Origin of the sequence: Clostridium nigeriense (assembly GCF_050585245.1) — a bacterium.
Lineage (GTDB): Bacteria > Bacillota > Clostridia > Clostridiales > Clostridiaceae > Clostridium > Clostridium nigeriense_A.
Genome location: NZ_JBNOOF010000006.1, coordinates 24,671 through 38,716, shown reverse-complemented (window position 1 = coordinate 38,716; position 14,046 = coordinate 24,671). Strand labels below are relative to the sequence as shown.

Annotated in this window: 15 protein-coding genes; 13 read left to right on the top strand and 2 right to left on the bottom strand. The window is 28.4% G+C overall.

What is annotated here, in order from left to right; translation table 11 throughout:
* Positions 1–128 precede the first annotated feature (128 nt).
* The 8 genes from ACQPUY_RS10640 (at position 129) to ACQPUY_RS10605 (ending at position 6,254) form a co-directional block, all read left to right on the top strand.
* A complete protein-coding gene (locus ACQPUY_RS10640) occupies positions 129–467 on the top strand; it encodes a hypothetical protein (protein ID WP_430841203.1) in 339 nt (112 codons plus the stop codon).
* Positions 468–477: 10 nt separating this feature from the next.
* Positions 478–1,404, top strand: a complete 927-nt coding sequence (locus tag ACQPUY_RS10635; RefSeq protein WP_430841202.1) for a tetratricopeptide repeat protein — start codon at positions 478–480, stop codon at positions 1,402–1,404.
* Between the two features lie 239 nt (positions 1,405–1,643).
* The gene (locus tag ACQPUY_RS10630) at positions 1,644–2,576 is read left to right on the top strand and encodes a 4Fe-4S dicluster domain-containing protein (RefSeq protein WP_430841201.1); all 933 of its coding nucleotides are present in this window, start codon (positions 1,644–1,646) and stop codon (positions 2,574–2,576) included.
* A gap of 30 nt (positions 2,577–2,606) precedes the next feature.
* Positions 2,607–3,497 (top strand): RnfABCDGE type electron transport complex subunit D, encoded by an 891-nt coding sequence (locus tag ACQPUY_RS10625; protein ID WP_430841200.1) that lies wholly within the window; start codon positions 2,607–2,609, stop codon positions 3,495–3,497.
* Positions 3,498–3,502: 5 nt separating this feature from the next.
* A complete protein-coding gene (locus ACQPUY_RS10620; RefSeq protein ID WP_430841199.1) occupies positions 3,503–4,117 on the top strand; it encodes an RnfABCDGE type electron transport complex subunit G in 615 nt (204 codons plus the stop codon).
* Between the two features lie 21 nt (positions 4,118–4,138).
* Positions 4,139–4,852 carry an electron transport complex subunit RsxE gene (gene rsxE / locus ACQPUY_RS10615; protein WP_430841198.1) on the top strand — a complete coding sequence of 238 codons (714 nt, stop codon included), beginning with the start codon at positions 4,139–4,141 and terminating at the stop codon, positions 4,850–4,852.
* Positions 4,853–4,866: 14 nt separating this feature from the next.
* The gene (gene rsxA, locus ACQPUY_RS10610) at positions 4,867–5,445 is read left to right on the top strand and encodes an electron transport complex subunit RsxA (protein ID WP_430841197.1); all 579 of its coding nucleotides are present in this window, start codon (positions 4,867–4,869) and stop codon (positions 5,443–5,445) included.
* A gap of 11 nt (positions 5,446–5,456) precedes the next feature.
* The gene (locus tag ACQPUY_RS10605) at positions 5,457–6,254 is read left to right on the top strand and encodes an RnfABCDGE type electron transport complex subunit B (protein ID WP_430841196.1); all 798 of its coding nucleotides are present in this window, start codon (positions 5,457–5,459) and stop codon (positions 6,252–6,254) included.
* Between the two features lie 39 nt (positions 6,255–6,293).
* Here the strand turns inward: ACQPUY_RS10605 and ACQPUY_RS10600 are convergent, their stop codons facing one another.
* Both ACQPUY_RS10600 and ACQPUY_RS10595 read right to left on the bottom strand, forming a co-directional pair.
* A complete protein-coding gene (locus ACQPUY_RS10600) occupies positions 6,294–7,562 on the bottom strand; it encodes an FAD-dependent oxidoreductase (protein WP_430841195.1) in 1,269 nt (422 codons plus the stop codon).
* A 145-nt stretch (positions 7,563–7,707) separates the two neighbouring features.
* The gene (locus ACQPUY_RS10595; protein ID WP_430841194.1) at positions 7,708–8,028 is read right to left on the bottom strand and encodes a cytochrome C biogenesis protein; all 321 of its coding nucleotides are present in this window, start codon (positions 8,026–8,028) and stop codon (positions 7,708–7,710) included.
* A 284-nt stretch (positions 8,029–8,312) separates the two neighbouring features.
* Here ACQPUY_RS10595 and ACQPUY_RS10590 point away from each other — a divergent pair, with 284 nt between their 5' ends.
* The 5 genes from ACQPUY_RS10590 (at position 8,313) to adhE (ending at position 13,920) form a co-directional block, all read left to right on the top strand.
* The gene (locus ACQPUY_RS10590; protein ID WP_430841193.1) at positions 8,313–8,717 is read left to right on the top strand and encodes a hypothetical protein; all 405 of its coding nucleotides are present in this window, start codon (positions 8,313–8,315) and stop codon (positions 8,715–8,717) included.
* A gap of 166 nt (positions 8,718–8,883) precedes the next feature.
* On the top strand, positions 8,884–9,603 hold the full coding sequence (locus ACQPUY_RS10585; protein WP_430841192.1) for an MgtC/SapB family protein: 720 nt from the start codon (positions 8,884–8,886) through the stop codon (positions 9,601–9,603).
* 105 nt (positions 9,604–9,708) lie between these two features.
* Positions 9,709–10,161, top strand: coding sequence for a MarR family winged helix-turn-helix transcriptional regulator (locus ACQPUY_RS10580; protein WP_430841191.1), 453 nt, complete (start codon positions 9,709–9,711; stop codon positions 10,159–10,161).
* A gap of 30 nt (positions 10,162–10,191) precedes the next feature.
* Positions 10,192–10,605 (top strand): HutP family protein, encoded by a 414-nt coding sequence (locus tag ACQPUY_RS10575; protein WP_430841190.1) that lies wholly within the window; start codon positions 10,192–10,194, stop codon positions 10,603–10,605.
* Between the two features lie 690 nt (positions 10,606–11,295).
* Positions 11,296–13,920, top strand: a complete 2,625-nt coding sequence (adhE, locus tag ACQPUY_RS10570) for a bifunctional acetaldehyde-CoA/alcohol dehydrogenase (protein WP_430841189.1) — start codon at positions 11,296–11,298, stop codon at positions 13,918–13,920.
* The last annotated feature ends 126 nt before the right edge of the window (positions 13,921–14,046 follow it).

Genomic DNA, 14,046 nt, shown 5'->3' with positions numbered 1-14,046 from the left:
TTGGAGCTTGCGACGGAGCGACTAATATAACATATTTACTTCTTTTTTATTATTTAGTTTAAAAAACTTTACATATATTATAAAATATAAATTAGATATATAAATGCATTTAAATGGAGGGATTAGTTTTGTTTTTTAATATATTACTATTGATATGGGGAGCTATAGAGCTTATAACAGGTGGAACTGTTGCAGTAAAGAAGAAATTATTAATAGTAAAGTCAATAGTAGAAGGCTTTTATTATGTAAATAAGGATTTTAGTATAGAAAAAATAAAAGATATAAAAGTTTTTTCAAAATGGATAGGAGAAATATTACTTCTTGAAGGAGCTTTATATATATTTTTAGCGTCAGCTTCAATATTTTTTAATATGAATATTTTAATAACTATTATTTTTATTTGTATTATTGAGTTTTTCTTCTTTAACGTAATTTCCAAGGGAATAAATAATTATGTAGATAAGTAATGAGGTAAAAATGTCAAATAAAAAATATCTTTTTGAAAATTATATAAATATAGCAAGAGGATTTATCACAGAAAAAGAATATGTAAAAGCCTTGAAATTTTATAAAAAAGCATATAGATTTGAAGAAGGAAAATCCGATGTTGAATTAGTTTTAGATATAGCACTTTTATATGATAAGCTTGGATATAAAGAATTGTCTGAAGAAAAATATAGAGAAGTAATTGAAATAGATAATGAGGATCCTAGAGCTTATTATGGACTAGGTGTTTTATATGATGAAGATGGATTCCTAGAAGAAGCAATAGAATTTTATAAAAAGGCTATTTTTTTAGATAATAAATATGATAGAGCATATTTCTTTTTAGCTAATGCCTATGATGAGCTTAATGATAGAGATAATGCTATTAAATATTATAATAAAACTCTTGGGCTAGTTCCTGAAGATTTATGGGCTAATGCAAACTTAGGTTGTATTTACGAAGAAATAGGTAATTATGATAAAGCTTTAGTTTATATGAAAAAAGCATTGGAAATAAACCCTAATAATTTTAGAATTTTATTCAATATGGGAGTGTTAATGAGAGATATAAACAAAGAAGAGGAAGCAAAGGAGTATTATATTAAATCTATAAAGGAAAATTCAAATTATCCATATAGCTATTTAAATTTAGCAGTTATTTATAGAGAAAAGGAAGATTTTAATACTGCTATACAAGTTATATCTGAGGGAATTGAAAATAATCCAGAAGCAAGTTTTTTATATTACAATAGATGCTGTTTCTATGTAAATATAAATAAATTAGAAGGTGCTATGCAAGATTTAATAAAGAGTATTGAATTAAATGAGTTATTTCTAGAATATATGAAAAAAGATAGTGAATTGGATAATTTAAGAGTTTTAAGAGAATATAATGATTATTTAAATAGTAAGCTTTAATATAGGCTTACTATTTAAATATATTAGAAAAATAACTAATATAAATATAAAAATATCAAAATCACTAGTGATTTATAAAAAAATATAATTATATTAAAATTTTACAAAGAAATTACTGTTAAATCAATTATAAAAGTTGTAGGATAACGACAAATATGATAATATAAAAAATGTTCGCCTATTATGCTATTAAATAAGTATAAATAATGGTAAATACTTTATAAGTGGAGGTTTTTATAGTGTTAAGTAATCTTTTTAAAAATGTAAATGTTTGTAATAAAATATTTGCATTAAAGGATACTAATTTATCAGAAGTTCTAGCAAAAAAAAATAATTCAGAGGAATTAGCTGCTAAAGAAATTGACGAAAGCTTAAGTATACCTTATGAGAATAATAAAGGTAAAAAGGTTGTAATAAAGGCATTTAGTTTTCAACCTAATTTAAATGGATATGGAATTATAGTAAATGAAAGAAAAGAAGAACTTGAGAAGGGATTAGAAAAAATTAAGTCATTAAATGAAGTAAAGTTTGTAATTAATAAGAAAGACAAAGCTTTGATTAATTCCCTAAAAGAATTCGGACAAGTTATTAAGGTGCCAACTATAACTGATTTATATGAGGAGAAGATAATTTCAAAAGCTTATGGAAATAGTAGAGATGTTATAGTGTACGATATTTTAGATATAATTAGACTTGGACAGTCTTTATTAGGGAAAACAGTAGAAGGTTTTGTTACAGTGTATGGAAGTGCAGTGGAAGGAAATAAAGTACTTATTATAAATAAGAACAATACCTATAAAGAGGTTTTTGAAGTTTTAAATGGTAAAGAAGAAGAACTTATTAAGATAATAAATGGTGGAAGCTTAAATGGAACACCTATATATGATTTAAATTCTGTAGTTAGTATTGAATCAAAAGGTTTACTATTCTTAAATGAAAAAGACTTACCATCTAAAGAAAGTTTCAGTTGTATTAACTGTGCGAAATGTTTAAGAGTATGCCCTGAAGGATTAAATCCAATTAAGTTAATGGATCTTTATAAGAGAAATGAAAAAGAAGAGTTTATAAAGTTTGGTGGGAAAAAATGTATAGATTGTGGTTTATGTAGTTTCATATGCCCTTCTAATCTAGAGATTGCACAAACTATAAAAACTGCAAAACTATTTAATTAACTATTATAAAACTGAATAGGAGTGAAAAGTGTGGAAAATAAAAATCTTAAAATATCACCAGCCCCTTATATAAAAAAAGGACTTGGGATTAATAAGATAATGATAGACTTTATAATAGCATTAATTCCAGCAATAATTGCAGGTATTTATTTTTATAAGATAGATGCTGTTAAATTAATTATTACTACAGTATTAACTAGTATTATAGCTGAAGGATTATGGAATAAATTTGTGAAAAAGACAACATTTTTAACTGATTTAAGTCCAATAGTATTAGGTATAATATTAGCTTTAATTATGCCAACTTATGTTCCGTTATGGATACTAATTATAGGCTCTGTTTTTGCTACTATAGTTGTAAAGCAGTTCTTTGGAGGAGTTGGACAAAATTTTATGAACCCTGCAGCAGCTACTAAGGCTTTTTTAATAGCATCATGGGCTGGGGTTATGGCTAAGCCGGTAACAGATGCAACTTCTTCAGCATCAGAAGCAGCAGATGTTGTAGTACCGTTAATAGATAAGATTATAGGTCAACCGTCAGGTAGTATTGGGGAAGTTTCAATTTTAGCATTAGCTTTAGGTGGACTTTATTTAGTTGTTAGAGGAAGAATTAGTTTAAGAGGACCTATTGCTTTTATTTTATCAGCAATGGTTATGTATAATATATTTGAAAAAGATTTATTATTGCCAGGAGCCTTTTTCTTAGCAGCAATATTTATGACTACTGACTATGGTACAACGCCAATGACAAGAGTAGGACAATATATATTTGGAGTAATGTCAGGGGTGTGTGCATCTATTATTGCTGTTAAAGGCTTTAATCCAGAAGGCCCATATTATGCAATAATAATTATGAATTTATTTACTCCTCTTATAGATTATATTACAACAAAAAAATATAAGGTTAAGAAGGAGGCTTAAGAAAGATGAAAGAGAATTTTAAGCTAGGAGGAATCCTTCTAATAATAACTATGATTGCAGGGCTATTACTTGGTATAGCAAATAATTTAACTAAAGAAGCAATTATAGAAAATTCAAAAATAAGTAAGGAAGATTTAAGTTATATAATGCCAGAAGCAGAAAAAATTCAAGATATGGATATTGAATTAAATGCAGAAGGTAATATTAAAGAAATATATGAAGCAGTAAGTGGAAGCGATGTAATAGGATATGTTTTAAAAGTAACTAGTAAGGGATTTCATGGAGATGTAGATTTTGTTGTTGCTATTTCAAAGGATGATACTGTTTCAGGAGTTAAAGTTTTATCACATAGTGAAACACCAGGTCTTGGGGCTAAGATATCGGAGGATAAATTTACTTCAAGGTTTAAAGAGAAGCCAGCAACAGGATATTTAGAAGTTGTTAAGGTAACTCCTAATAAAGATAATGAAGTAGAGGCTATATCAGGAGCTACAACTTCAAGTAAAGCATCTGTAAATGCAGTAAACGAAGCTATTACTTTCTATTTAGAAAAGATAAAGGGGGAAGTAGTAGAGCATAAGGAGGATACTGATGCAGATACAGGGGCTAGTGCCAATTAAGATTAAATTAGGAGGAAAGCAATGAATAAGTTAATTGAAAGATTGAAAAATGGGATAATTACTGAAAATCCAATTTTTGTACAAGTTTTAGCTATGTGTCCAACTCTTGCAGTTACTACTAATGCAATGAATGCTTTAGGTATGGGATTAGCTTCAACTGTAGTATTAATATTTTCTAATATGATGATTTCAGCTATAAGAAAATTAGTTCCAGATAAAATTAGAATACCTGCTTATATAGTGGTTATTGCATCCTTTGTTACTATAGTAGATATGTTAATTCAAGGTTATCTTCCAAGTTTATATTCATCTCTTGGAATATTCATTCCATTAATAGTTGTTAACTGTATAATATTAGGAAGAGCTGAGGCGTATGCATCTAAGAATCCGATATTACCATCAATTTTTGATGCTATTGGAATGGGTCTTGGATTTACTATAGCGCTATTCCTAATTGGTACATTTAGAGAAATATTAGGTGCAGGACAAATTTTAGGAATTCAAATTATTCCAGAAACTATTAAGCCAGCTTCTATTATGATATTAGCACCAGGTGCATTCTTCACTTTAGGTGGACTTATGGTAGTTTTAAATGCTTATAATATGAAAAAAGCAGCAAAAACTGGCGAAGAGGTTAAATCTTTAGAACATAACTGTGGAAGTTGTTCTGGATGTGGAACTGGATCTTGTGGTAGTAATTCGGGAATAGAAATTAAAGATAATAATAAAAACTAAGAGGGGTGGAACTGATGGAATTATTTATGATTTTTATAGCAGCAATGCTAGTAAATAACTTTGTACTTTCAAAATTCCTAGGGATATGTTCATTCCTTGGAGTTTCTAAGAAAAAAGATGCAGCTGTAGGTATGGGATTAGCTGTTACCTTTGTTATGACATTAGCCTCAATAATGTCATGGCTTGTATACACACAAATATTAGTTAGATTTAAAATTGAATATTTAAATACAATAGCTAATGTATTAGTTATAGCAGCTTTGGTTCAATTTGTAGAAATGGCTATGAAAAAATTATCTCCAGCACTTCATAAGGCTCTAGGTATATATTTACCACTTATTACTACAAACTGTGCTGTTTTGGGTATGGCTACATTAAATATTCAAGAAGGATATAATTTTATAGAATCAGTAGTAAATGGATTAGGTGCTGCATCAGGTTATATGTTATCTATAGTACTATTATCATTTATTAGAGAGAGAATAGATAATAATGAAAATATACCAGTTGTTCTAAGAGGGTTACCAATTACATTATTTACAGCAGCTTTAATGTCAATTGCCTTTTTAGGATTCCAGGGATTAATTCACTAGGGAGGGTTAGTATGAGTATTTTATATGCAACTTTAAGCTTAGGAGTTTTAGGATTAGTTTTTGGAATACTATTAGGTTTTGCATCAAAGGCTTTTGAAGTAAAAGTAGATCCTAAAATACCAAAATTAAGAGAATGTCTTCCAGGAGCAAACTGTGGAGGATGTGGTTTTGCTGGGTGTGACGCTTATGCAGAAGCTGTAGTAATGGAAGGCGCAAAGCCTAACTTATGTTCTGTAGGAGGAGCGAAAACAGCAGAAGATATAGGTGAAGTTTTAGGAATAAAAGTAGATTCTACTGAAAAGATGACTGCTTTTGTAAAGTGTAATGGAGATTGTGATTCTGCAAAAGTTAGATATGATTTAGAAGGAGTAAATGACTGTTTAACTGCTTCTCTTATGATAGATGGAGGTTCTAAATCTTGTTCATATGGTTGTTTAGGTCTTGGTAGCTGTGTTAATGTGTGCGAATTTGGAGCATTAGATATTGTTAATGGCATTGCTAAAGTTAATGTAGACAAATGTACAAACTGTGGAGCTTGTATAAATATTTGTCCAAAGAGACTTATTGAATCTGTACCTGTTTCAAAGAAGGTAAGAGTAGAGTGTAATAATATTGAAATAGGAAGACACGTTAAAGAAAATTGTTTATCAGCTTGCATAGGCTGCAAATTATGTGAAAGAAACTGTCCTAAGGATGCTGTTCATGTAGTTAATAATTTGGCAAAGGTAGATTATGATAAATGTGTAAATTGTCAAATTTGTACTAAAAAGTGTCCAACAGGTGCAATAAAAAATATATTTTTAAGCTAGAAAAATAGATGTTACACAAATTGTGTAACATCTATTTTATTAATTATTAAATATATTTAGTAAGGATAGAGATTTGACTCTATCTTTAATTATTTCTTTATCCGTTGTGTATAGATTTAGTTCCTTCATTCTATCAAAGTATTCTCCACCAGAAAAGGTGTGTCTTAGAGTTTTTCCATTTTCTATATCTAAAGTTTCGTTTGCAAAGGCAATTATATCGCCAATTACAAGTTCTCTTGGTAATTCAAGTAATTGCTCATCTGAAAGATATTTTACTGCATTGAAACCTGCTAAAGCACCTGTTACTAGAGCTTCAGTATGACCTACGAAGAAACCAGATTTTTCACCAGCACAAAACATATTATTTAAACCTTTAATTTTCATTGTATTATCTCTAGGACTTGAGGCTAAATATCTAATTGAATTAGATGTTCCACCAGATAAAGGATCTATATATCTTGCATTTTCAAGTCCAGGAATTTTTCTAAGTTTCTCAAGTGGATAATAAGAAGTCATAAGTTTTATGTGGCCAGTATCTAATAAGATAACATTTTCTGCAAATTCCTTTAAAGCATATTGTTGACAAACCTTTTGACTAAGTTTATCTAAATTAATATCTTCACTAGGAATTGGCAATGTGGCAACCCCTTTAGTAGTAAGCTCTTCTAATAATTCAGGAGATAAAGATTCCCTAGGAAGCTCGCAAGAACCACTCATAGCACCAGGAGTACCATTAGCTCTTTCTCCCATAATATCTTTTATTCCAGCTTTTAAACTTAAACTTTCTCTACCTCCAAAGGTAGGACATCGCAAAACACACATCGAGCACCCATTCCCGTATTTATTACAATTAGTCATAGGACCTGTTGAACCTGTAGTTTCAATGAAAACATCTCCATCTATAAAAGTTCCATCAGAAAGCTTTATTTTAGCAATTGAGTTATCCTCAACAACAACATTTACACCTCTGCTCTTAAAGTGAATATTAATTCCTAAAGATAAAATAAACCTTCTAATTTCTGGTTCAGCTTTTCCTATATCAGTGAGACTTGCATGCTTGTGACCAGTAAAATCAATATTTTTATGAAGAGCTAAATTATCCATAATATCTATTATTTCATTTGCGCCGAGATAAGATAGCTCTTCAGCAGCAGTAAATCTTCCATTATTTCTCATTATTCCGCCTACATTTCCAACACCAAGAAGCATATCAGTTCTTTCTATAATATGGACTTCAGCATCCATTTTTCTAGCTTGAATTGCAGCTTGACATCCTGCAAATCCACCACCTATTACAACAACCTTCATTCTATATACCTCGAATATTACTATTTATAATAAAATATTCTACTATTACAAAATTGGTACTTTATTCTTTAATTTAAAAGTTGCTTTTTGTTCTTTATGATGACATTTAATCTGAAATGTAGATTAAGTAATATATAATTACTTTTTAATTAATTACAGGAATTATGTTATAAACTGGTTCTTCATAAGGATGAATTGCTTTTATTACATTAATAACTTCTAAAGCTAAATCCTTATGACATCTAAATTCCACTTTTCCTTCTTTTTCAATAGATAAATTATTTTCTTCACCTAAATATGGTTTTGAACCTTTTAGTGGCCTAAAATAACCTGTAACTTCTGTTATGGAAATACAATTATCATATTTACCAATAGTTAAAGCTCCAGTATTATTTATAGCCTCTCTTAATTTATCTACATGGTCTAATGGAATAAAAATTTCAAATTTAACTTTCGTATAATTCATTAAAAAGACCTCCTAATAATAGCTATAATTAAATAATAGACTATTGTTATAAATTAGTAAACGAAATTGATGTCTAATAAAAATAAAAGTTAAATTTATAAAAAATCATAAATTCCCTTAAAAAACTAGCAAATTATTATCATAGACAAAATTTATGAAAAACAATAGCAGATAATTAAGGATATTATTATAAAAGTATGAAAAATACGGCATTATATATCTTTTAAAACTTAAAGGCATATTATATTACTGAGAGAAGAAAAATTTGATATGAGGGGATTGAAATGGGAGTTTTGTTTTCAATTATTGGTATTACCTTAAGTTTTATTTCTACATTTACTTTAGTTAGAAGTATAATGCTAAATAAAGAATTTATAATTAAGAAAGCTAGAGTTATTGGCTTTGATGCATATACCTATTTAACACCAGATAGAGAATGCAATACAATATGTAATACAAGATTTAACCCTATAATAGAAGTTGAAGAGGGTAATAAGAAAATTAAGGTGGCTATTTCATTTTTTGATAATAATCATAAGTTGGAAAAAGGCGATGAAATAGAAGTAATGTATCCAAAAGGAAAAATAGAGAAAATAAGAGTATATTCTAAAGAGGATATATATAATTTTTATTATTTAACTATAATTATGGGAATATTAATAACAGCTTTATCTATTGCAATAATTTAAAATAATAGATTATAATTTAATAGTAAAGGGTAGGATGAATATAATTGCTATACCTATTAAAAAAATAGAAAGTTAGTAGTTATAATCATTCTACTTTTTATTTATAAGAAAAGTATTTTATTTCTAAAATAATCATATTATGAAATAAAATTATTAAGGAGGATACATGGATCTCACTATAAAAGAAATAATAATAAGATTAATTTTAGCTTTAATAATAGGAGGATTAATTGGATATGAGAGAGAGTTGCAAAATAGAGCTGCTGGATTTAGAACACATATTTTAGTATGCTTAGGAGCAACTATAATATCATTGCTTCAAATAGATATAGGTAATAAAGCCATTGCTATGATAGATATGAATGAAAAGCTAGCAGAAGTTATTAAAGTTGATTATGGAAGACTTGGGGCTCAAGTAATAACAGGTGTTGGCTTTATTGGGGCAGGAGCTATAATTCATACTAAAGGAAATATAAAGGGGTTAACTACAGCAGCCACATTATGGATAGTAGCATGTTTAGGATTATCAATAGGAATGGGAGAATATTTTATAAGCATATTTGCTACTATAATTATATTTATTACATTAGTATTTTTAAAAAGAATAGAAGATAAATTTATAGCTAAAAATATAATTAAAGAATTCGAAATAAAGTATTATAATGAAGGAAATATAAAAAATGAAATTGAATATTTTTTAGAGAAAAAGAAAATTAAAATCAAAAGAATTGAGTATTTTATAAAAGAAAATAATATAAAAGAAACATATGCAAGATATATAGTTTTAAAGCCTAGATATGTAAATTTAGATAAAGTTTTAAAAGAGTTAATGCAAAATATTGATATTTTATATCTTGATTTCAAAAATGATGATAAAATACTTTGAATATCAAAATATTTTATGTAAAAATACTATAATTAATTGAATTTTAATGGAGTTTAGATTATTATTTAAGTAATGAACACTAGAAAAAGGATGGGATAATTCATTATGCAAAAAGATGTAAGTGTTGTTAATGAACTTTTAGTAAAAATATTTAACGAAATACTTCAAATTGAGGAGAAAACATTAAAAAATGGATACTTTTCAGACCTATCAGTAAGAGAAATGCATACAATTGAAGCAATAGGAAGAAAAGAAAAAAGAATGATGAGTGAAGTTGCACAAGATTTAGGAATAACTGTTGGAACTTTAACTACATCTATAAATAGATTAATAAAAAAAGAGTATGTAGAAAGAAGTAGGATAGAAGAAGATAGAAGAGTGGTTTTGGTTGAGTTAACCAAAAAAGGAAAGGTTGCACATAGATTACATGAAAGATTTCATAGTGAAATGGTTAGAAGTATGACGGATTATCTTTCAGAAGAAGAAAAGAAAGTTTTAATTGGATCTTTAGGAAAATTAAATAATTACTTTAAGGAAAAATGTGAATCTATAAAATAAATTATATTTTTTGGAGTACGGGAGGATATTATGGCAAATACAAGTTTGGAAGTTGCTAAGTATGCAACAAAAATGGCTATTTCATCTAGAGAGGAAGAAGAGAAACTTAAGGTTGAGCTTAAGAAAAATGGGATTTTAGTGACAGCTGTAAATATAGGTGGAAATATTAATGATTCAACTTCTCAAATATTGGAAAGAGCATTAGTTGCAGCTAAAAGAAATGGACTTATTAGAGAAGAACATTTACATGAAGGTGGAGTTATAGGAGCAACTAGAGATGCCTTAATGCAAGTATGGAATAGAGCAAGTGGACAAAATGTTGGTGGAAAAGTAGGAATAGCAAGAAGAGGAGAACATTTAAGTGTTTGTATATTCTTAAGTGTTGGACTTTTACATTTAGATGAGGTTGTAATAGGTATAGGACATAGAGCAATACCTGAATAATTTTTAGTATATAGTATGTTTTCATAAGAAATTAACATTTAAAATAAGTATATAAAAGAAGAAAGTAATATCAAAACTTTGATGGTTATACATAATTTAAATTAAGATATAAAAACAGAAAATAGACTAAAAATGATGCGCATATTAGTGATAATTTAGGTGATAGAAGTTTATTATATTAGTTATAAAGGTAGATATTTATGAGTGAAATTTATCATAAATATCTGCCTTTTAATTTTTTATTGAATAATTTAAAAGTTTATAAGGAAAAGTAATAATAAGTTATTATAAAAAAATATTGAATTCAGACTTTGTTATATATATAACAATAATGAATGCAAATATTAATGTCTTTTCTGTAGTTAAAAAAATATTGAATTTTATTTAGATTATAGAATTATTACGAAAATATAAATAAAAGTGAAAATATATAATTATTAAGTCGAATTAAACAAATAATACAAATTTAATTAAAAAATAATGACGCAAATAATGCTTTTATAACTATAAAAATAAGTAAAAAAGGATTAAAGAAAAAAATAAAAAAAGAAATGATAATTTTTTAACAAAAAACATTGACAAAAAATAAACAATGAAATAAAATGATATTGTAATCAAGTTAAACAAATTTTAACAAGTCAAGAAAATAATTTATTAAAATATAAATCTTATAAATTAGGAGGATTTAAAATGGCTGTAACAAATGCACAAGAATTAACTCAAAGAATTAAAGAATTAAGAGAGGCTCAAAAAGTATTTGCAACTTATACTCAAGAACAAGTTGATAAGATTTTCAGACAAGCAGCGATAGCAGCAAATGATAATAGAATTAATTTAGCTAAAATGGCAGTTGCTGAAACTGGAATGGGAATAGTTGAAGATAAGGTTATTAAAAACCACTTTGCAGCTGAATATATATATAATCAATATAAAGACATGAAAACTTGTGGTGTTTTAGAGGAAGACAAAACTTTTGGAATTACTAAAGTAGCTGAACCGATTGGGGTTATAGCTGCAATAGTTCCAACAACAAATCCAACATCAACAGCAATTTTCAAAACTTTAATAGCTTTAAAAACTAGAAATGCAATTATAATATCTCCTCACCCAAGAGCTAAGAAAGCTACAATTGAGGCTGCTAAAATAGTTTTAGAAGCGGCAGTTAAAGCAGGTGCTCCAGAAGGAATTATTGGATGGATAGATGAGCCATCAGTAGAACTATCTCAAAATGTAATGAGAGAATCAGATATAATATTAGCAACAGGTGGTCCAGCAATGGTTAAGGCTGCATATTCATCAGGAAGACCAGCATTAGGAGTTGGAGCAGGTAATACACCAGCAATTATAGATGAAACTGCTCATATAAAAATGGCTGTAAACTCAATACTTTTATCTAAGACTTTCGATAATGGTGTTATTTGTGCATCAGAACAATCATTAGTAGTATTAGAACAAGTTTATGATGAAGTTAGAAAAGAATTAAGCGACAGGGGAGCTTATATCTTAAAGGGTGAAGAAGTAGATAAGGTTAGAAAAGTAATTTTAAATGAAAAAGGCGGTTTAAATGCTAATATAGTTGGTCAATCAGCTTATAAAATTGCTGAAATGGCAGGAGTTAAGGTTGAAGCTTCAACTAAGGTTTTAATTGGGGAAGTAGAGTCAGTAGAATTAGAAGAACCATTTTCACATGAAAAGTTATCACCAATTCTAGCTATGTATAAAGTTAAGTCTTATGAAGAAGCTTTACAAAAAGCAGGTAGATTAATAGAATTAGGAGGTATGGGGCATACTTCAATACTTTATACAGATCAACTAAAGTCAAGAGATAGAATATTACAATTCGGTGAAAAGATGAAAACAGCTAGAACATTAATTAATATGCCAGCATCACAAGGCGCTATAGGTGATATATTTAACTTTAAACTAGCACCATCATTAACTCTTGGATGTGGATCATGGGGAGGAAATTCAGTTTCAGAAAATGTTGGTCCTAAGCACTTAATTAATATTAAGAGCATAGCTGAAAGGAGAGAAAATATGCTTTGGTTTAGAGTTCCAGAAAAAGTTTACTTCAAATATGGTTGTTTACCAGTTGCTCTTGAAGAGTTAAAAGATATGGGTAAAAAGAAAGCATTTATAGTAACTGATAAAGTATTATTTGATATGGGATATACTAACAAAGTTACAGAAGTATTGGAAAGAAATGGAATACAATTTAAAATATTCTCAGATGTAGAACCAGATCCAACACTTAGATGTGCAAGAGCTGGAGCAAAAGAAATGCTAGACTTTAATCCAGATGTTATTATAGCTTTAGGTGGTGGTTCAGCAATGGATGCTGCTAAGATTATGTGGGTTATGTATGAACATCCAGAAGTTAACTTCCATGATTTGGCTATGACATTTATGGATATCAGAAAGAGAATATACAAATTCCCAACAATGGGTGAAAAAGCTATGATGGTTTCGATAGCTACATCAGCAGGAACAGGTTCAGAAGTAACACCATTTGCTGTTATCACTGATGAAACTTCAGGAGTTAAATATCCACTTGCAGATTATGAATTAACTCCAGATATGGCTATAGTTGATGCTGAACTTATGATGACTTCACCAAAAGGATTAACTGCTTGTGCAGGAATTGACGTATTAGTTCACTCAATAGAAGCGTATGTTTCAATAATGGCTTCAGAATATACAAATGGATTAGCTTTAGAAGCTATTAGATTAGTATTTAAATATTTACCAGATGCATATAATGAAGGAACAACTAATGTTAAAGCTAGAGAAAAGATGGCTCATGCATCATGTATGGCTGGTATGGCATTCTCAAATGCTTTCTTAGGAATTACACACTCAATGGCTCATAAGCTAGGTGCATTCCATCACTTACCACATGGTATGGCAAACTCATTATTAATGAATGAAGTTATAAGATTTAATGCAACTGATGCACCAACTAAGCAAGCTGCTTTTGCTCAATACAAATATCCAAATGCAGCATGGAGATATGCTAGAATTGCTGATCATCTTGGCTTAGGTGGAAGCACTGAAGAAGAAAAAGTTGAATTATTAATAAAAGCAGTTGAAAAATTACAAGCTCAAGTTAATATGCCAAAAACTATTAAAGAAGCTGGTGTATCAGAAACTAAGTTCTATGAAACTTTAGATGAAATGGTTGAGCAAGCATTTGATGATCAATGTACTGGCGCTAACCCAAGATATCCATTAATGAGTGAATTAAAAGAAATGTATGTTAGAGCTTATGAAGGTCCAAAAACTAAAGAAACTAAGAAGGAATCAAAGAAAAAATAATTATAAAATATAAAAAAATAAAGGGTGAGAATTCATCCTTTATTTTTTTTATATTTTATAAACATAGAATTAACATTTTTATGATATTATTTAAAGAGAAACTTGTTAGCAAAGATATACTTAATT

What these genes read in the sequence shown, in the direction of transcription:
- ACQPUY_RS10635 (WP_430841202.1), top strand. Translation starts at nt 478, where the DNA reads ATGTCAAATAAAAAATATCTTTTTGAAAATTATATAAATATAGCAAGA.
- ACQPUY_RS10620 (WP_430841199.1), top strand. Translation starts at nt 3,503, where the DNA reads ATGAAAGAGAATTTTAAGCTAGGAGGAATCCTTCTAATAATAACTATG.
- rsxE (WP_430841198.1), top strand. Translation starts at nt 4,139, where the DNA reads ATGAATAAGTTAATTGAAAGATTGAAAAATGGGATAATTACTGAAAAT.
- rsxA (WP_430841197.1), top strand. Translation starts at nt 4,867, where the DNA reads ATGGAATTATTTATGATTTTTATAGCAGCAATGCTAGTAAATAACTTT.
- ACQPUY_RS10605 (WP_430841196.1), top strand. Translation starts at nt 5,457, where the DNA reads ATGAGTATTTTATATGCAACTTTAAGCTTAGGAGTTTTAGGATTAGTT.
- ACQPUY_RS10600 (WP_430841195.1), bottom strand. Translation starts at nt 7,562, where the DNA reads ATGAAGGTTGTTGTAATAGGTGGTGGATTTGCAGGATGTCAAGCTGCA.
- ACQPUY_RS10595 (WP_430841194.1), bottom strand. Translation starts at nt 8,028, where the DNA reads ATGAATTATACGAAAGTTAAATTTGAAATTTTTATTCCATTAGACCAT.
- ACQPUY_RS10590 (WP_430841193.1), top strand. Translation starts at nt 8,313, where the DNA reads ATGGGAGTTTTGTTTTCAATTATTGGTATTACCTTAAGTTTTATTTCT.
- ACQPUY_RS10585 (WP_430841192.1), top strand. Translation starts at nt 8,884, where the DNA reads ATGGATCTCACTATAAAAGAAATAATAATAAGATTAATTTTAGCTTTA.
- ACQPUY_RS10580 (WP_430841191.1), top strand. Translation starts at nt 9,709, where the DNA reads ATGCAAAAAGATGTAAGTGTTGTTAATGAACTTTTAGTAAAAATATTT.
- ACQPUY_RS10575 (WP_430841190.1), top strand. Translation starts at nt 10,192, where the DNA reads ATGGCAAATACAAGTTTGGAAGTTGCTAAGTATGCAACAAAAATGGCT.
- adhE (WP_430841189.1), top strand. Translation starts at nt 11,296, where the DNA reads ATGGCTGTAACAAATGCACAAGAATTAACTCAAAGAATTAAAGAATTA.